This window comes from Phocaeicola oris (assembly GCF_021295095.1).
GTDB lineage: Bacteria > Bacteroidota > Bacteroidia > Bacteroidales > Bacteroidaceae > Phocaeicola > Phocaeicola oris.
Map to the genome: position 1 here is coordinate 98,908 of NZ_JAJLQX010000008.1, position 16,400 is coordinate 115,307.

Genomic DNA, 16,400 nt, shown 5'->3' on the forward strand with positions numbered 1-16,400 from the left:
CAGAATAATATGGCCATTTTAAGAAAGAATACCAACTATGGTGTAACGGACATCTCACCGCGCCTGCAGGACACCCTCAATGCCAACGGCATGCAGGCTCATATCACCATGACACAGACCGGTGATTATGAACTTGTCACCTTGTCCCATAATTCATCCGAACCCAGACGTTATTCTCTCGACCAACAACAGGTTGAGAACCTGATGAACGGAGGTACATCCGCATGGGACAAGAAGGCCTACAACACCTTTGTCGGCATCGTTAAGGAAGATTATTATATCCCAGGCTCATTTGTCGCAGCCCGCAATGCCAACAGTCCTGTCAACATGGGACTTGACGGGCACAGGCTTGCCCCGGGAGAATATGGATACAGAGAACCGCGCTTCTTTTACCCTTTTGAAGGGCCGAGATACGGGCGCTTTGATAGCATCATAGACGGTTTGATGGGACTTGCCCATGGTGGGCGTATCAGGCGCATAGACGGAAGACCATTCTATGCAAATAGCGCACCTGTCGTTATAGACCGTCCTGACGGGCGTCTGCGTCCCGGAGAGATGAAGACAGGTGCCTATGGGTTCTATGATAAGGGTATGAAGCAGAAACAGGACGTTCTTCAGTCCATGAGTATCAGCGAACAACAACTTCCCAAGGTGGAACGTCCGAAAGGACAGTCCGTTCCCCTTAATTCCATCAGTTCACCGGTTTATCTGTCGGCAGAGAAATTTCAGCAGGTATTGTCTTCGCACGGTATTGTCATAGATGAAAAGAAAAATCTGCTGACCATCAAGTCTGCGTCCGTCCCCACCAACCTTGAATACAAGTTGAACCCTGACGAGACGAAGAAACTCATGAACGAGAAATTCAAGTACAGCGACAAAAAGGGTATACAAAACAAGGATGGTGTATCTGTCAATGAACGGCTTGCCATCCTGAATGCCGTCATAGGGAAAGACTTTACCGATAAGATAACCGTAGAGATGCTTAACAGCAAGGACTATGTAGACATTAAGCTAAAACCTGAAGTGGAGAAAGAGCTGGGACTTCATCAGGAAGCAGCCAATCAATATATGGCATCCAAACTTGACATCATAGACATGAAAGACATGCGCGAGGACTATCGGAGCGGTTTCTTAGATCGCTGGAACTCTATCGGTGTCGTCGACGGACGTGGCCTTAATCCAAACGAAGGTTTCTATCTTCCGGTAAAGGACGGACGTGCCGTCTCTGTCGGTGAGATCCAGGTGTCACCTGTCAATGACGGCAAGGGGGCGACTACGTTTCGCATGACTGCCGTAATCAACAATCAGGTGATGTCACATGACATCTCCAAGGAGGACTATATCAAGTTCATCAACTATAATGACGAGTACCGCCTGAAGCTGTTCGACAAGGTTTTTGATGAAGTCAAGATAAAGGACGCGTCCAACGGTGTCTTGGAAGATCCCGTGCGTTCAGGCAGGATTGAGGATGCAGACGGTGTTGCCGTATTGAACGGTCATTACAACCTTGTTAATGACAACGTTTCCGCTGCAATCACAGGAGCGATGGCCTACAAGGATCAGATCTCCGGCAATTATATGCTGAATATGCGGGAGAGCAAGGATATTGGTATGTGGTCATATAAAATTACCGAAGAGCAGTATCTTGCTTTCAAGAATGCAGATGATGACGGCAAGGCAAAGCTGCTTTCCACCATCATTCCCATAACCGATGAAAACAAGCAGCCCTTGTCTGTTGTCAAAGAAATCCGGCTGCCCCTCTCCACCGCAGAGAGACGCGTGTCTTCTTATTCGGAGAATATAGATATGAAGGACGCATTGCAAAGCGGTGCCGGAAGACCATACAACGAGCGTATGGCAGATGCGTTGAACAAGACGATCTTTAAGGATACGGAACATATCAAGGCCACAGCCCTGTCAGGGACAGATATAAAAGCCGTCACCCAAGGCGAAGCGAAATTGGTGGCAGATGGAAAAGCTCAACCCACTTTGGCTGAATTACGGGAAAACGTAAAGATTGCCCTTAAAGGAGAAGCCGGCGTAAACGGACAATCATTGGAGAACTTAAAGCCCAACAAAGAATGGGTCAGAAGCGGTGGCCATGGCAGGGCAACCGAAGTCGGAGATATTGCCGTGGAACGCTTGCGTGACGCAGAAGGCAAGGTCATAGAAGGGAAGTACAAGATGACCGCCGTCATAGACGGTAATGTCTTTTCCCATGAGATCACCCAAAAAGATTTCGACAAGTTCCGCGCCATCAACGACACCCAGCGCATGAAGCTCTTCGATAAGATATTCCCCGAAGTGGAGATGAAGACAAAAGCGGGCCACGGCTTCAACTTGGGGGCTGCTATCCTTGCTGCCGTCTCCGTGGGAATGGATGTTGTCGGTTCCGTCATGGCAGAGCCACGTCACCGCCCTGAACTCTATGCAAGCCGAAATGTCTTCTCCAAGCCCGGTGTAGCCTCTCCCGAAGCGGTCTCTGCTGCCCTTTACGAGTCAGAGAGTGAACATCTAAGAAGAGGGCCATCGGAAGGCAGGGGAATGGGTATTTAATCATCAATAACGTCCGCAACATGTTCAATCATGAATTTATGCCCTTCCAAACGGTGACCATCCGTCCCCATTGGGGGCAGTTCTGCATCAATGAACTGCCGGTAATCTTGCTGTGCCTGGCAAGTTATTGGATAAGCAGCTTTATGGAGTTTCGTTTCCATGAGCTTTTGATATGGCCGGCATTGTTTCTTACTTTCTACCTGTTTTTTCAAGTGGTCTATATGGCAAGGATCGAATATGTCCTGACAGGGGAGCAGCTAATCACCCTTCACGGTGTGCTCTCCCACTCAACGGACTATATCGAGCTTTACCGTGTCGTCGACTACCGGCAGCACCAGTCGTTGCCACAGCAGCTCTTCGGTCTGAAGACCATAACCATCTATTCCGGAGACAGGAACAATCCCCAGCTGGATATGATAGGCATCAAGGCAAGGGTGGATATTGTCAGCGAGATACGCAAACGTGTGGAGTTTAACAAGAAAAGGAAAGGTATTTATGAGATTACAAACAGGCCTTAGGTGCATTTTCTTATTGACTGTTCTCGTTACTGGAGTCATGACTGTGTCAGCACAAGGTGCATCTCAATCCAATCCGCTTGAATATGCGGCTATTGCTTCTGGAGAAACACTTATTGACAATCAGATAAAGAAGCAGTCAAAAGCCATGGCGGCCCTTGCTGTGGAGCAGGGAGCCATGACGGTGGCCAATACCAAGATGAAACAGTGGGAACAAAAATACAATTCCTATTTGAAGACAGCTTCCGGATATGCTTCCGCCATAAAAGCTGCCACCTCCCTTTATGCCGACGGGATGCAGACGCTCACGGCACTATGGGAAGTCCATACGGCATGTAGAATCAATCCCCAAGGAATTGCTGCTTCCCTGTCGATGAACAATCTCTATTTGGAGACGGTGACAGAGTTTATCCGTACTTACAGGGCATTGAAGAATGTAATTGCCAAGGGAGGGGAAGGCAATATGCTCAACGGTGCGGAGAGGACGCAGATGCTGTGGAATCTGACAAACAATTTAGAACGGTTGAACAGAAAACTCCGCCTGTTGTCAGTGAGTGTCACAATGCACTCCTTAGATGATGTGTGGAACAGGGCCATCACGGGTAAGATTAACAAGAGCAACAAGGTGCTGGCCAAGGAATCGTCCAAGCGGATGTGCAGGGCTATCAGCAATGTTGCCAAGTTTTATAAATACAGACAGACACATAAACCATGGGGACAATGAACAGCATCAGGCGGGCAGCCATCAGCGTCATTTTAGGATTTTCCCTTTCCATAAGCCTGTTTGCACAGAATGGGCCGGATGGTGTCAGGGCCGGGATGTTTGCCACTTATGCCAAACAGGCAAAGAAAGCCTTAAAGGCGCAAGATGTTTTGTTGGCAGGAAACCTTACAGGATACAAATATTTGAAAGAGGAAGTGGCAGCGACAACGAACTTCCAACGTCAGTTCAACGATTACCTTAACAGCTTTGATGACATACTGACCGTGGCAGCCGACATATACGGCATTTACATGGAAGTGGATGAAGCAATGAAAAACGTGAAAGTTGTTAAGGGTATTGTCGTTCGGCAACCGGCTAATGTCCTGGCGGTAGCTTTCTCACAGTCAAAGAACAACATTTATACTGACATTATCGAGAACGGTCTGAAACTCGCAGCAGACATCGAGCAAATCCTGCCGCTGAAAAAATATCAGGACAAGAATGCCAAGATGACCCAATATGAACGGCTCAAAGTTATGGACAACATCCGCCTGAACTTGCGTACGCTCAACAGGAAGCTCCGTACTCTAAGCCGTTTGATACATTACACAACGATCATGGATTCATGGTATGACCTGAAAGGAACCGGAAAGGAATACCAGCCTCGCAAGATGGGATCTATAACAAAAGATTGCCTGAAGACTTGGATGAAACATGCCAAAGGCGTTAAATACTAAAAGCAATGGAAGAAAGTAAAGAAATACAGGGAACGTACAGTATTTTCAGGACGACCATATACGTATCACTCCTTTTGGAGTTCTTCATGTATGCCTTGGATCCGGCCGTATTGAGCGGATTAGGCGGCATTGTAAACAGCTTTCATCACCGGCTCGGGGTACTGTCCATGTATCAGTTCCTGCCCTACTCGAAGATGGTTACGCTCATGCTGGTAATCATCACCTGTATAGGCACAAAGAACAAGAAACAGATAGAGTTCGATGCGCGCAAGATGGTATTCTACCCACTCGCCATCGGCTTTGGCTTAGTAGTGGCTTCTGTGCTTGTCTATAACAGTGACTGGCATGTCAGGTTATGGATCCTGAAAGCCAATGTGTGGGTTTATATGGCCGTGTCTGTCATAGGGACAATACTTGTCCATACTGCTCTTGACAATGTATCGAAATATTTCAAGGACGGCATGCTCAAAGACCGGTTCAACTTTGAAAACGAAAGTTTCGAGCAGACAACAGAGCTTGTCGAGAACAAGTATTCCGTCAATATCCCTATGCGCTACTACTACAAGGGCAAGTTCAGGAGAGGTTGGATCAATATTGTCAATCCCTTCCGAGGCACATGGGTTGTGGGCACGCCCGGTTCCGGAAAGACATTCTCTGTCATAGAGCCTTATATCCGTCAGCATTCGGCCAAGGGTTTTGCAATGGTTGTCTATGACTACAAGTTCCCGACGCTTGCAACCAAGCTCTATTATCATTATAGGAAAAATCAGGTGCAAGGTAACCTGCCAAAAGGCTGTAACTTCAATATCATTAACTTTGTCAATATTGAGTACAGCGCACGCGTCAATCCTATCCAGCAGAAGTACATTGCAAATTTGGCTGCAGCACAGGAAACAGCGGAGACACTTATTGAGTCCCTTCAAAAGGGACAGAAGACTTCCGGTGGCGGTTCCGACCAGTTCTTCCAGACATCTGCCACCAACTTCCTTGCAGCCTGTATTTTCTTTTTCGTCAACTACAACAAGAAGCCTTTTGATGAGAACGGCAATGAACTCTTCCCCGAATACGGCGAGGATAAGGAAACCCACCATAAGCGGTTGACAGGAAGGGTCTTCAATGATGCGAAACAGATTGGCAACAAGGAATACCAGGTGCAACCGGCCTATTGGAAAGGTCAGTATTCTGACATGCCTCACGTGCTCTCGTTCCTGAACCACTCCTATGATGAGATCTTTGAAGTCTTGAAGACCGATCCGGAGGTCTACCCGCTTTTGGGGCCTTTCATGACTGCCTTTGACAATGGTGCCATGGAGCAGTTGGAAGGTATGATAGGTACGTTGCGTGTGCAGACTTCACGCTTGGCCACCAAGGAATCCTATTGGGTGTTTAGTGGGGACGATTTTGATTTGAAGGTGTCAGATCCCCGACATCCAAGTTATCTGCTTATTGCCAATGACCCGGAAATGGAGAGCATCATTGGAGCACTCAATGCCCTGATTCTGAACCGTCTTGTCACCCGTGTCAACAGCGGTATGGGAAAGAATGTCCCGGTAAGCATCATTGTCGATGAGCTGCCGACACTCTACTTCCATAAGATAGACCGCTTGATAGGAACCGCCCGAAGTAATAAGGTTGCTGTGACATTAGGTTTTCAGGAACTGCCGCAGTTGGAAGCAGATTATGGAAAGGTGGGCAAGGATAAGATTATTACCACCGTAGGTAATGTCGTTTCCGGCTCTGCACGCTCAAAAGAAACGCTTGATTGGCTGTCGGGCGACATCTTCGGAAAGGTCGTACAACTCAAAAAAGGCATTACCATTGACAGGGACAGAACATCCATCAATCTCAATGAGAATATGGACAGCCTTGTTCCTGCCTCCAAAATCAGTGATATGGCTTCCGGATGGCTGTGTGGCCAGACTGCCCGGGATTTCGTGATTACGAAGACAGGCAGACGGGACTCGATGGATATTCAGACTGCTGAAGAGTTCAGAACCACCAAGTTCTTTTGCAAGACCTCTTTTGACATGGAACAGATTAAGGCAGAGGAAACAGACTACAGCAATTATCCTATACCGAAGTTCTACCACTTCGATTCTGAAGACTCCAAGGAGCGTATTCTATATGCCAACTTTGAGCGGATAGACCAAGAGGTAAAGAATATGATAAAGATTGTCCAGACAGAGTTCAAAAAGGAAGAAGGCACTCAAACAGCCCATAGGAAGAGCAACAGGAAGTCTTCCAAATAAATTCTTCCTTTGTTTTTATTACATGAGAAAGGGTCACTTGAACTGTAAAGTTCAGATGACCCTTCATTTAATTTCTTATCTCCGGAAATGTCGGCGAGGTTTCTGTTCTTCTTCCTCCTCTTCTTCATCTTCCATGGATAACTTATAGTTCTCGATTTCCTGTTGGAGGTTGTTGGCGTGTTCCCGGAACATGAAGTTTTGGAACGGGGTATTTGATTCTTCCTCTCTTGACTTCACCAAGGCGTTGATATATTCGGCCTTGTCCTCCTTCAATACCTTATTGGGTACCAGGTCAAACTCATTCTGAAGATGATTCATGATCAACCTTGACATCCTGCCGTTGCCGTCTACCCATGGATGGATCGTGACGAGTTTCAGATGTGCGTCAAAGCTCAAACGGTATTGCTCATATACATCGGGGTTCTTTAACAGCTGTTCCCGTCTTTCGTTCATTTCCTTGCAGAAATCTTCTAACTTCTGTGGGACTTTCAGGTAACTCATATAAGACTTTCCCATAGTTCCTGCCGTAACGTTTACCCGACGTAAATCTCCCTTTGACGAGTCAAATACACCGCCAGGTGCATTGAATATCCCCCCGGTTCTTCTCATTACGATTGAAGACAGTTCCTTCAGCATATCGATGGAGAAAGGTGTGTGTTCCCTTGCCATTTCCATACTTCTTTCGTAGGCAGCTTTCAGGTCGAGGTTCATGTTCTGCTCAATGATGCTTTTACCCTTGGCAGAAAGACCCTCGTCAAAGAGCAGCTGGTTCTCCACCTCGGTCATCGTCGAGCCTTCGATAGCAGTTGAATGGGTCACGATTGAGTAGAGATAGAACTTTTCATAGTCTATCTGTTTTTGGAAGCCCAATTCCTTGTGCTCTTCCAATATATCTAAAAATTCTTGTTTATTCATAATTGCCTTATCTTTAGACAGCAAATATACTAATTTACGGTTGATTAAACAATTTTTTAAGGAGAAAAAGCCTGTACACCCATTTAAAGCACTTCGGAATGATATAGCTGCAACCACTCCGGTATCTCCCGAAGGACACGGGCTTCAGCCGACGCACCAGAAGGAGTATCTTTGAGATAAGTGATTTTCCGTGTACCATTGAAGTCATGTTCTTTAAACTTTATGACAAACATACCTTCCGGATCACCGACTACCCACCAACAGGGGGCAGTTGACCGCTGTAATACGAAACGGTCAGCCGGAACAGGTTGTACAGCTTCCTCGCCAACAAGAACGGCATCAATGACTTGCGCTGAACCGATAAACTCCGTTGTCTGTGGCAAAGCTAACAGACGCTCTACGGCTTCATCACGGCTATTGCCGACAGATGCAGCCTGAATTTCATTACCATCGGACAATTTAATAATGAACTTATATCTTTTCATGTTGTTTCCCGTCTTGCCGATAGAGCAGCATTAGGTTTAATATTATTTGAAATAGAATTTGTACATTACATCATCTACCATATTCTTGTAGACGAAATTCATACCACATAGGTACATTGTTAATTCTTCCTTATCCTCGTAGTTAGCCTCCTGCACCGCCTCATAGATTAAATCAAAGTTCTCGCAGCTTGTGCAATCGAAGTCGCCACTGTCCGAACTATCGAAGCCTTGATACTCTTCACCTTTATAAGTAAAGCTGTTATCTCCGTCTTCAACAACGTCTGTATCGCCTAACTCTTTTACATCTACTTCTATATCGTTATTTTCGATGTATTCAGTGATAGCCTCTTTTACTATGCTTTCATAGTCTTCTTTATCTATTAAATCGAAATCAATTACATCTTCGTGCGATTTTTTGTATTCGTCGTAGTCCTGCAAATTTTGGCATAACGTTCTGAAATCTTCGACAGACGCGTTTGAAAAGAGGTTGTTTAAGTCAGACTTAATGTCTTCAAGATAACTTTCGTACTCCACGTTTTCTTTGTCAAGCACAAAATCGAACACTCCATTTTCTACAGAAACTTTATAGTGAATTTGCCCGTCCGCATCTTCGTAACAAGTTAAGACATCTCCATTTTCAAGCCAATCTTCAAGGTCAGAACAAGAGTCTGTAACATCTTCAAAAGCCATTGCCTGCTCTCCATACCCAACCTCTTCTGTAGGGTCTGTCATTTTAATATTATAATACCTTTCAATTTTGGGAATTAACTCTTTGGAAATAAAAACTGACATATCAATTGACTTAACCGTGATGTCGAGGGCTGAATATTGTTATAACTTGTTTATAAATTCTTTATACTCTTGCTTTTGCTCTTTAGAGAGGTTAAAGCCAAAGTCGCTAAGGTTTTCATTATCGAACAACCACCTGAAAAAGCCAGGATCGTTCTCGCTTTCGCGCTCAACGTACCCTTTTAGGGTTGCAGGCTCTTCTCCACCATTGAATTTGTAACCACTGAAAAGTTCAACTAAAATTTGTTTCTTGTTGTCTGCATTCTTAATCATATAAATTTGCCCGTCATGCCGATAGCGCAGCGTAAAAGTTAAAGTTTAGATTAAAAATCTGTAACGTCGAAATATTTAACTTCTTCATAAGGAAGTTGTGCACCCAACGAGGTGACATTTAGCATGAGGTAATTGTAAGCCTCTTTATAGCTATCGAACTTAGCGTAATTTTCAAATAAGTGTATATTCGCCCTCTTAATTTGAGCTAAACTCTTAGCCTTAATAATAGAAGCTGCATCTACTTTATGAGAAGAATTCAGGTAAGAAGCGTAAAAATAAGCTTTCATGATTTTGAACAGTTGTTATGGTGTGTCTCACCTTTTTATAATTTATGAAATTTGTTATTTATTCTGGGCCTCCCGATTCTCAACCTTTTTATAGGTTTTTCGTTTCTTCGACCCGAACTTTTTTTTATCATTCCGGTGTAACCGTCATCTCGAACCTTTTATGTGCAAGGTAACATCGCAGGTATTAAGGGAACTTAAGGCAAAGAATTGGCCGGTAAAAGTTTTCAGGAAACCGCAATCTTTGATTTCGGAGGGTCATGAAAAGTTTTCCGCCAATAGGACTTGTTCCGGTGTTTGCCGTGTTCCCTGCCTGCGATACCTTTGCAGAATAAAAGTCGAAGATGACTACAAGCGGATGAAAAGTGAGGTCGAAATCAGAAACGGAAATGGAAGGATAGATAAAAGTAAATGTAAAAAACACCGCAGGTGTAGCGTGTATAGCCGTATGCTCGTATATACGTATATCCGTATAGATGTATATACGTGTTGCGCTATACGTGTATTGAAGTATAAGAAAATAGACATATATACAATCCATATCTTATTCGGATTCACAAACATCTACAACATTCCCCATGAAAAAACATCAACATTATTACCGCTTGATATTCCTTTTCTTACCTGATTTCAGCATGTGCATACCCATTAGGAAACAGCGTTGTCGGAACGCTATATCGTCCTCGTCAGGTTTCTTACCCCAGCCTCCATTCGGCGCGGAACCGCCGCCGGCACTCTGCGAAATCTCCGTTGCCTTATCAAGATAGCCAAGAAAAAGAGCCGTGGCGACCAAGGCAACCTGACTTGAATTTTCTGCCATCTGTTCGAACATAGAACCTTCAGAAAATCCTTTAGTCGCTTCGTCAAAAGCCACTCTCTGCTCTGGCGGAAGAGACTCACGGTAAGCATTAAATTTGCTATAAGACTTTTGCGCTTCTATCGAGGCCATATTCCATCCAACAGCTTGCATGTCATGTAGGACTTGCGTGTTCAGGTTCGGCGCAATGGAATGTATGTCATCCTTTATTTCCTTATATCGCTCTTCGGTGGCTTCGGTCTGCCCCCTCACTAATTCAAGCTTTCTCTCCGCCTCTGCGAGCTTTCCTTTTTTGTCAATAATTTTCTCTTTTGTTTTTTCAATATCGGCGAGGATTCTCACACGTTCAATATCTGCCTGCTCCTTGGTTATCTTTCCTGCCTTGACATAATTTTCTAACTTCTCAATCTCACGGAGCAAGTCATTTCTATGTTTTTCAAGATTGGCTATCATGGTACCCAGTCCCTTCAATCTTGCTTCACCATGCTTAATTGCTTTTTCTTGTTCTGACAGTGTAACCTTGTTTCTCGAAATCTGTCGCTTTTGATCAGCGACATCGCCTTTCAGATGATCAACTTCTTTCTTTAAATCCTCTCTTTTTTGTGCATAATATTCTCCCATCGTTTTATGCTTGTGCCCCGTCTCTGCAATGCTGTCTCCCCGGTCAAGAGAATACTTCTTGTTGACCTCCGAGAGTTCATTGTGAAGGGCTGTCAGGCGCTGACTATATTCAAATTTACTCTGCCCTGCCATAACCATTTTCCAAGAGAATTTATTCCTCTCCGTTATTGGTAAAATTGTGCAATGAATATGAGGGTTTGTTTCATCAAGATGTACTATAAAAGCTGCGATATTCTTTTCACCATATTTTTTACTCATAAACTTGTACATGTCAACAGCCCATTTTTCTATTTCAGGGCTGCGAGTAATTCCCGAATTATCGGCTCCCTTGTCCAAGTTCACTTGTTGTTCACCGAAGGCCAAACGGTGCATCTGATCCCTCGAACCACCCAAGATGAAATTTGCAACAGTCCGGTACTTCGGTTCCGGAAGTCCGAGGTTAGGGTCTATTATATTCCTTGCCTTCAAATTGTCTTTGATTCGTTTGGGGATTGAGAGCTGCTTGTCGATGGGAGCTATCACACCCCCTTTGCGAACTTCAAAATTAAGATGCTCACGTGTCGGGTCAAAAGCATACGATAGTTTTCTCCGGTATGCTTCCGCCGAGAAGTTTCGTAGATGCTCATTGCTTTGAGCAACAGTAATGCCTTTTGTAGGCATAAGATCCATTACTTGTTTTGCCATTTTTTTTATTTTAGCCGGAGGGTCTCTGTGGGGGGTCTCTGAATATAAATATTTCGAAGTGCCCGCCTCTAACATTTTGTTATTACCAATTAATGGGGGTCTTTATGGGGGGTCTCTGTATTTCTATTACTCTGATTTAATGAAGATTATGATAGATCTCTGTGGGGGGTCTCTGTGGGGGGGCTCTGTGAATGTTTTCTACCTTAGCTTCCGTACGAGTGAAGACCCAACACGTTTCAAAACCATTTCCGCTTTACCCCTCGGAGAGCCTAATATTGACACGGCTTGCCGCACGAAGTCCCCCCCTCGCCGGGGTGGCAATACCCCCAAATTTTGATTTGGGGGGTATTAGGCTACCTCCCAATGTAAAACAATTCATTTCGTTTGCAAAACGATCGCTCATGCGCAAGCGCATGTACCAAGACTTTGTCTTTTCCATCTCCAAGTTCATTAAAAATGAAATGTCAAGCCGGATTTTCGGGATGGATAAAATCCCTCTCCGTCATTTCTCAACATCTTTTGCCGGGGCAAAAACGACGATATCTTTTCGGAGTCTGACCATTTTGCTTGTAACAACATTGAAGACTTCCAGAACATTCATTGTCTCTAAATTTTGGATGAACTTCATGACCGATGGTCGACTCCAGCCCCAAGACTTCGATAGGCATTCTATATTTGCGGCCGTGTCCTCTTGTTTCCTCTCGGAGGTACAATGTCGTGCCACAAGATCCCGAAAGGCCTGCAGGCGAGAAAAACGCTTTGCGTTCTTGTAAGTATAGTCTCCGCAGAGAAACTTAAGCAGGTCGGAAGACATTCTTACATGATAGTTCTTATAACCATTTTGAACGACTTCTTTATCTATCATTTTATCGTTAGTCATTATTATTTTATATTATCAATATTATATGTAAAAATCTACCTTTTTCCAATCCACATTTTTATATAAATGTTGTAACCGATAAAGGTCATGCAGCCTTCCTTTCTACCGTGTATCTTTGTGGTATCGGTTTCCTCCCTTTGGGAGCAGCAGGATCATGAAAATTGGGATAGAACAAGGCAGCCATTGCAATAACGAAAAGTACTTCAGAAAGCAAAATATACCTTCCTTCATCGAAGAAAGAAAACAAAATAATTACACAGGAAACACCTATCAGAATCCTTTTGCTATTATGTATTTTCGTGAGTATTCTGTTAGCCAACTTGTAAGAGAAGAACAGTAGTGTCATCCCGAAAGTAATAAGGTAAACGAGTGGGCGGGTCAGAAAGGGATAGAGGTAGTTGTTCATCTTTCGTTGCATGAACGGAGCCGCCGTTTTCTTTCCGCTGATGCTAAGCTGGTCCAACCTCTTTTCTTTCGCCATGGTCTTATATGTGGCAGCCACTTCTCCTGATGCAAAGTTGTCTACACCTTGAATACCGAGAAGAAACAGTAAAAGTAATAATGTAAAAAACTTTCTTGGCTTTTCCCGATGCTTCATCTTGTCATAGAAGTTGATAAGATGAGTGCCTATTCTCCAAACAGACTTCCTGTTGCTCTTCCTATGGGGCTGTGCTGCCGTAAAAACATTGCGGTATTTTTTCACGCTTTCCCTCCTTGGCTTGATTAGAAAATGATACAGGAAAGGAATGCTCGTCAGCACCACGAAAAGGATTAATTTTAATATTAACATCACCATATTTCTTTCAATTGAAGTTCGACAATGTTTCTGCGTATGATTCTTGTTCCAGAATGTTTTTCTGCAGTTTGGGCATCCGGTTCCTTTCGGAAAGCAGATGATAGTACATCGTTTCCAAACTATCAAAGAAGAATACCGTCATTGAGTCAACGATTCCGTAATTGGTCGATGACAGATAGACAACAAACATTTCATCTTCTACCGGAGTCGAGTATGCCACCACCTTATATACTTTTCCTTTCTCTTCCTTGGAAGCATAGAGAACGTGTATATGCAGTTTCTCCACCAAATCCGATACGAAATTTTCCAACACGTGTTGCTCTTCCATGTTAAGAACGACTTCCGTAAAATAAGCGTGTTGGATAACGCATATCTGCTGTTCTGTAAAATAGCCGGGGAGCAACTTTATCAACTTCTGATAAAGCAGGAGGATGGAACGCTTGTAGGTTCCGTCTTCAAGTGTGTTGTAGTCTAATGCTTTTTCCATACGATTTTCTATTTATAAAGTTGCTGAAATATACGATTTCAGAAAATATTCTGCCAAAGTGGCTATCAGCTTATTTTCCTCCTCCTTCGTTTTCTTTTTGTTGTCCAGGCGATTCAAAAGTATTGGCAGTTCCTTGGAAATTACCATCAGCTCTTCACGCTGTTTCTTGGTCAATGCAGCCGTTGAATACCCATCCAAGGACACATAGGGCTGAATCAGCATCCAGCGGTAACTGACCCGTTGTTCCTGGCTAAGCTGCTTGTTGTTCAGTATGTCTTCCCTGCACGCAATGGCATTTTGCATGATCCGGCGGTTAAAACGCATGGTCAGATACAGCATCGTCCTGTCATTCACTTCATCGTTTTTCTGACCGACAGAAGAGTAAAGCCGGTTAAAAAGCCTTGTTGTCTTTTGGGTTAACCGCTGCATCTCATCCATGGGTACATTGCTAAGGTGTTCCATGAGCGAACGAAAACATCTGTCCTCCTGCCTGATAAAGGTAAGCAATTGAGACTCCTGCTTAAAGTCATGCGTACTGTTTAGCAACTTGTTGTAGATGGCCAGTATTTGTGGAAGTCCCTTTATCGTCTGCTCTTTGTCAAGTCCCCCATAAAAGTCAGACGCTTTTTTATAGGTGTCCGAACTTTCCATCTTTGCCCGTTCGGAAGCCGTATTGAGTTTAAGGTACATCACGTCCTGAAGCGAACGCTGCTTTGAAAAAGCAAGTCGTGTCAGCTCTGTTCTCACAGAATCGGAAATGACAAAATAGGCAAGTGCCACCGGACTCTTCAGGTTAATGGTAGAGTCTTTTGAAAAGACACTGTACGACGAGTCTTTAAGTTCCTGCCACTGTGCCGTAAGGTCAGTTACTTTTTCGATGTCGGCATCCTTGTAAGATTGGATTTCCGACAGCTTTGCTTTACAGGCCTCTATCGCTTCGGTAGAGTTCTGAAATGACGGATGCTTTGTACAGGAAGAGAAAGCAAGTGCCGTCAACGCGAGAGTTAATGATAAGTGATTTCTTCTCATAAAAAAAATATTTTAACGACTGCGAAGATACAAACCTCACTATGAAAATGAGGTGTCAAAAAAATAAAAGTCTTATATTAACATTTTCAAAATCTTTTGGAAAAACTTCCTGCCTGCTTATTTTGTTAAGATACATTAAAAAAGTTCCAAATATTTATTATTTGGAACTTTTGATATTTTCAGATACTCTCTTATGTGTTTTGCTTAAATGTTAATATTTTGAGGTATAAAAAAATAAGCTAATTACTAACATTGTTAATATTGTTACCCACACCATTCAAAATCCTGACACAAACGGCACTTGCAATGATTGCAAGGATTGATATGACAGGGTATGTCTCTACCAAAGCGGTACCGATTAGAAATGCCATAAGAATCAGGTGTACGAGTACCACCTCTTTATTAGTGAAGTTTTCTTCTGCGAGCAGAGAGAAGAATACATTCTTTGAGTTCCACCATTTTCCGACAGCTTCAGATGCCGATGAGGTCTTGCTTTTGTGGATTGATAATGTTTTCATCTTGTTTGTATATGAATCGTTTATATTAGAGTTCTTCGTATAGAGTCTCGCATGGAATAATTTCAACTCCATCCGTTGAGCTTATAGACTTGCTGCCGTGCTTCCTGCCAGCTGGCCACCCAACGTATGGCGATGATATAACCGTCCATTCTACGCTTCATGATAGTCCAACCTTTTTCGGCTTTCTTGAAGAAGTATCTGTTTGTCTTTATTTTCATAATCTCCTCACTTTTGATGTATAATAGAAAGTTCAGGCTAAACAGTATAGTCATGTGCATATCCACACAATCTCCAATTATCCCCCCATTTGTACATCTTGCGAAGGATTGTTGCCAACTTTACTTTCCTGACCTCGTAACTGTTATAAATTGCGTGGAGTTCTCTTGCTGCTTCTATTTTTTTCATACGACTTGACTTAACCGTGTTGTCGAGGGCTGAAGTTAAAATTTTATTCTGGGCATCCCGATTCTCAACCTTTTATAGGTTTTTCGTTTCTTCGACCCGAACTTTTTTTTATCATTCCGGTGTAACCGTCATCTCGAACCTTTTATGTGCAAGGTGAAATCGTGGGCGTTAAGGGAACCTAAGGCAAAGAATTGGCCGGTAAAAATTTTCAGGAAACCGCAATCTATGATTTCGGAGGGTCATGAAAAGTTTTCCGCCAATAAGGAGCATTCCGGTGTTTGCCGTGTTCCCTGCCTGCGATACCTTTGCAGAATAAAAGTCGATGGATGACTACAAGCGGATGAAAAGTGAGGTCGAAATCAGAAACAGAAATGAAAAGATAGATAAAAGTGAGTGTAAAATAAACACCGCAGGTGCAGCGTGTGTAGCCGTATGTCCGTATAGCTGTATATACGCCTATATGTATATACAGCTATATGTATTGTCGGTAAAAGGTTGGGTGTATAGACAGCCGGATATAAAGGAACGGCACTTGCCTTCAGGCGTGTGCCGGTTCCGTGGCCGGGTGTGGGGCGGCAGGCTCCACAAGAAGTATAGTCCTCTCTCCCGAAGCAGCTCTGACGGCAAGTCTGTGCTGTCTTGTGTCTGATGGAGTTC

The 16,400-nt window shown here is 43.8% G+C and carries 20 protein-coding genes; 5 read left to right on the forward strand and 15 right to left on the reverse strand.

Annotated features, from left to right (window positions below; translation table 11 throughout):
• The first annotated feature begins 9 nt into the window (after positions 1-9).
• Positions 10-2,556: a hypothetical protein gene (locus tag LO761_RS05870; RefSeq protein WP_272817361.1), complete on the forward strand. Its 2,547-nt coding sequence runs from the start codon at positions 10-12 to the stop codon at positions 2,554-2,556.
• Here LO761_RS05870 and LO761_RS05875 read toward each other — a convergent pair.
• Positions 2,553-2,717 (reverse strand): hypothetical protein, encoded by a 165-nt coding sequence (locus tag LO761_RS05875; RefSeq protein WP_232209192.1) that lies wholly within the window; start codon positions 2,715-2,717, stop codon positions 2,553-2,555. The two genes, LO761_RS05870 and LO761_RS05875, sit on opposite strands and share 4 nt — an antisense overlap.
• On the opposite strand from LO761_RS05875, the gene LO761_RS05880 reads away from it, so the two are divergent.
• The 4 genes from LO761_RS05880 to LO761_RS05895 are packed head-to-tail and all read left to right on the forward strand — an operon-like array spanning position 2,652 to position 6,760.
• Entirely contained in the window at positions 2,652-3,074 is a 423-nt protein-coding gene (locus LO761_RS05880; RefSeq protein WP_371441332.1) for a PH domain-containing protein, read from the forward strand. The two genes, LO761_RS05875 and LO761_RS05880, sit on opposite strands and share 66 nt — an antisense overlap.
• Entirely contained in the window at positions 3,052-3,795 is a 744-nt protein-coding gene (locus LO761_RS05885) for a hypothetical protein (protein WP_272817362.1), read from the forward strand. The genes LO761_RS05880 and LO761_RS05885 overlap by 23 nt, the downstream gene beginning before the upstream one ends.
• Positions 3,792-4,511, forward strand: coding sequence for a hypothetical protein (locus tag LO761_RS05890; RefSeq protein WP_272817363.1), 720 nt, complete (start codon positions 3,792-3,794; stop codon positions 4,509-4,511). The genes LO761_RS05885 and LO761_RS05890 overlap by 4 nt, the downstream gene beginning before the upstream one ends.
• A gap of 5 nt (positions 4,512-4,516) precedes the next feature.
• Positions 4,517-6,760 carry a type IV secretory system conjugative DNA transfer family protein gene (locus LO761_RS05895; RefSeq protein ID WP_272817364.1) on the forward strand — a complete coding sequence of 748 codons (2,244 nt, stop codon included), beginning with the start codon at positions 4,517-4,519 and terminating at the stop codon, positions 6,758-6,760.
• 75 nt (positions 6,761-6,835) lie between these two features.
• On the opposite strand, the gene LO761_RS05900 is transcribed toward LO761_RS05895, so the two are convergent.
• From LO761_RS05900 to LO761_RS05965, 14 genes are all read right to left on the reverse strand, one after another.
• Positions 6,836-7,675, reverse strand: coding sequence for a Fic family protein (locus LO761_RS05900; protein WP_004345324.1), 840 nt, complete (start codon positions 7,673-7,675; stop codon positions 6,836-6,838).
• Positions 7,676-7,758: 83 nt separating this feature from the next.
• Positions 7,759-8,160, reverse strand: a complete 402-nt coding sequence (locus tag LO761_RS05905; protein ID WP_272817365.1) for a hypothetical protein — start codon at positions 8,158-8,160, stop codon at positions 7,759-7,761.
• A 42-nt stretch (positions 8,161-8,202) separates the two neighbouring features.
• The gene (locus LO761_RS05910) at positions 8,203-8,892 is read right to left on the reverse strand and encodes a hypothetical protein (RefSeq protein WP_272817366.1); all 690 of its coding nucleotides are present in this window, start codon (positions 8,890-8,892) and stop codon (positions 8,203-8,205) included.
• A 99-nt stretch (positions 8,893-8,991) separates the two neighbouring features.
• Positions 8,992-9,222 (reverse strand): hypothetical protein, encoded by a 231-nt coding sequence (locus LO761_RS05915; protein ID WP_272817367.1) that lies wholly within the window; start codon positions 9,220-9,222, stop codon positions 8,992-8,994.
• A gap of 50 nt (positions 9,223-9,272) precedes the next feature.
• On the reverse strand, positions 9,273-9,509 hold the full coding sequence (locus LO761_RS05920) for a hypothetical protein (RefSeq protein ID WP_036927568.1): 237 nt from the start codon (positions 9,507-9,509) through the stop codon (positions 9,273-9,275).
• A gap of 595 nt (positions 9,510-10,104) precedes the next feature.
• Positions 10,105-11,628: a MobV family relaxase gene (gene mobV / locus LO761_RS05925; RefSeq protein ID WP_272817368.1), complete on the reverse strand. Its 1,524-nt coding sequence runs from the start codon at positions 11,626-11,628 to the stop codon at positions 10,105-10,107.
• Positions 11,629-12,130: 502 nt separating this feature from the next.
• Positions 12,131-12,508, reverse strand: a complete 378-nt coding sequence (locus LO761_RS05930) for a hypothetical protein (RefSeq protein WP_004345314.1) — start codon at positions 12,506-12,508, stop codon at positions 12,131-12,133.
• 85 nt (positions 12,509-12,593) lie between these two features.
• Positions 12,594-13,298, reverse strand: coding sequence for a hypothetical protein (locus LO761_RS05935; protein ID WP_272817369.1), 705 nt, complete (start codon positions 13,296-13,298; stop codon positions 12,594-12,596).
• A gap of 13 nt (positions 13,299-13,311) precedes the next feature.
• Positions 13,312-13,791, reverse strand: a complete 480-nt coding sequence (locus tag LO761_RS05940; protein ID WP_272817370.1) for a hypothetical protein — start codon at positions 13,789-13,791, stop codon at positions 13,312-13,314.
• Between the two features lie 12 nt (positions 13,792-13,803).
• A complete protein-coding gene (locus LO761_RS05945; protein WP_272817371.1) occupies positions 13,804-14,820 on the reverse strand; it encodes a hypothetical protein in 1,017 nt (338 codons plus the stop codon).
• A gap of 239 nt (positions 14,821-15,059) precedes the next feature.
• Positions 15,060-15,338 carry a hypothetical protein gene (locus tag LO761_RS05950; protein WP_007411086.1) on the reverse strand — a complete coding sequence of 93 codons (279 nt, stop codon included), beginning with the start codon at positions 15,336-15,338 and terminating at the stop codon, positions 15,060-15,062.
• Between the two features lie 62 nt (positions 15,339-15,400).
• Positions 15,401-15,556 (reverse strand): hypothetical protein, encoded by a 156-nt coding sequence (locus LO761_RS05955; RefSeq protein WP_007411088.1) that lies wholly within the window; start codon positions 15,554-15,556, stop codon positions 15,401-15,403.
• A 37-nt stretch (positions 15,557-15,593) separates the two neighbouring features.
• Positions 15,594-15,743 (reverse strand): hypothetical protein, encoded by a 150-nt coding sequence (locus LO761_RS05960; protein ID WP_272817372.1) that lies wholly within the window; start codon positions 15,741-15,743, stop codon positions 15,594-15,596.
• A gap of 359 nt (positions 15,744-16,102) precedes the next feature.
• A partial coding sequence (locus LO761_RS05965; RefSeq protein WP_272817373.1) for a hypothetical protein occupies positions 16,103-16,400 on the reverse strand: 298 nt, incomplete at its 5' end.

Excerpts from the sequence above, each read along its gene's own strand:
- LO761_RS05920 (WP_036927568.1), bottom strand. The coding sequence starts at position 9,509 with ATGAAAGCTTATTTTTACGCTTCTTACCTGAATTCTTCTCATAAAGTA.
- LO761_RS05955 (WP_007411088.1), bottom strand. The coding sequence starts at position 15,556 with ATGAAAATAAAGACAAACAGATACTTCTTCAAGAAAGCCGAAAAAGGT.
- LO761_RS05945 (WP_272817371.1), bottom strand. The coding sequence starts at position 14,820 with ATGAGAAGAAATCACTTATCATTAACTCTCGCGTTGACGGCACTTGCT.
- LO761_RS05915 (WP_272817367.1), bottom strand. The coding sequence starts at position 9,222 with ATGATTAAGAATGCAGACAACAAGAAACAAATTTTAGTTGAACTTTTC.
- LO761_RS05930 (WP_004345314.1), bottom strand. The coding sequence starts at position 12,508 with ATGACTAACGATAAAATGATAGATAAAGAAGTCGTTCAAAATGGTTAT.
- LO761_RS05950 (WP_007411086.1), bottom strand. The coding sequence starts at position 15,338 with ATGAAAACATTATCAATCCACAAAAGCAAGACCTCATCGGCATCTGAA.
- LO761_RS05960 (WP_272817372.1), bottom strand. The coding sequence starts at position 15,743 with ATGAAAAAAATAGAAGCAGCAAGAGAACTCCACGCAATTTATAACAGT.
- LO761_RS05890 (WP_272817363.1), top strand. The coding sequence starts at position 3,792 with ATGAACAGCATCAGGCGGGCAGCCATCAGCGTCATTTTAGGATTTTCC.
- LO761_RS05885 (WP_272817362.1), top strand. The coding sequence starts at position 3,052 with ATGAGATTACAAACAGGCCTTAGGTGCATTTTCTTATTGACTGTTCTC.
- LO761_RS05935 (WP_272817369.1), bottom strand. The coding sequence starts at position 13,298 with ATGTTAATATTAAAATTAATCCTTTTCGTGGTGCTGACGAGCATTCCT.
- LO761_RS05895 (WP_272817364.1), top strand. The coding sequence starts at position 4,517 with ATGGAAGAAAGTAAAGAAATACAGGGAACGTACAGTATTTTCAGGACG.
- LO761_RS05875 (WP_232209192.1), bottom strand. The coding sequence starts at position 2,717 with ATGGAAACGAAACTCCATAAAGCTGCTTATCCAATAACTTGCCAGGCA.
- LO761_RS05910 (WP_272817366.1), bottom strand. The coding sequence starts at position 8,892 with ATGACAGACCCTACAGAAGAGGTTGGGTATGGAGAGCAGGCAATGGCT.
- LO761_RS05940 (WP_272817370.1), bottom strand. The coding sequence starts at position 13,791 with ATGGAAAAAGCATTAGACTACAACACACTTGAAGACGGAACCTACAAG.
- LO761_RS05870 (WP_272817361.1), top strand. The coding sequence starts at position 10 with ATGGCCATTTTAAGAAAGAATACCAACTATGGTGTAACGGACATCTCA.
- mobV (WP_272817368.1), bottom strand. The coding sequence starts at position 11,628 with ATGGCAAAACAAGTAATGGATCTTATGCCTACAAAAGGCATTACTGTT.
- LO761_RS05900 (WP_004345324.1), bottom strand. The coding sequence starts at position 7,675 with ATGAATAAACAAGAATTTTTAGATATATTGGAAGAGCACAAGGAATTG.
- LO761_RS05905 (WP_272817365.1), bottom strand. The coding sequence starts at position 8,160 with ATGAAAAGATATAAGTTCATTATTAAATTGTCCGATGGTAATGAAATT.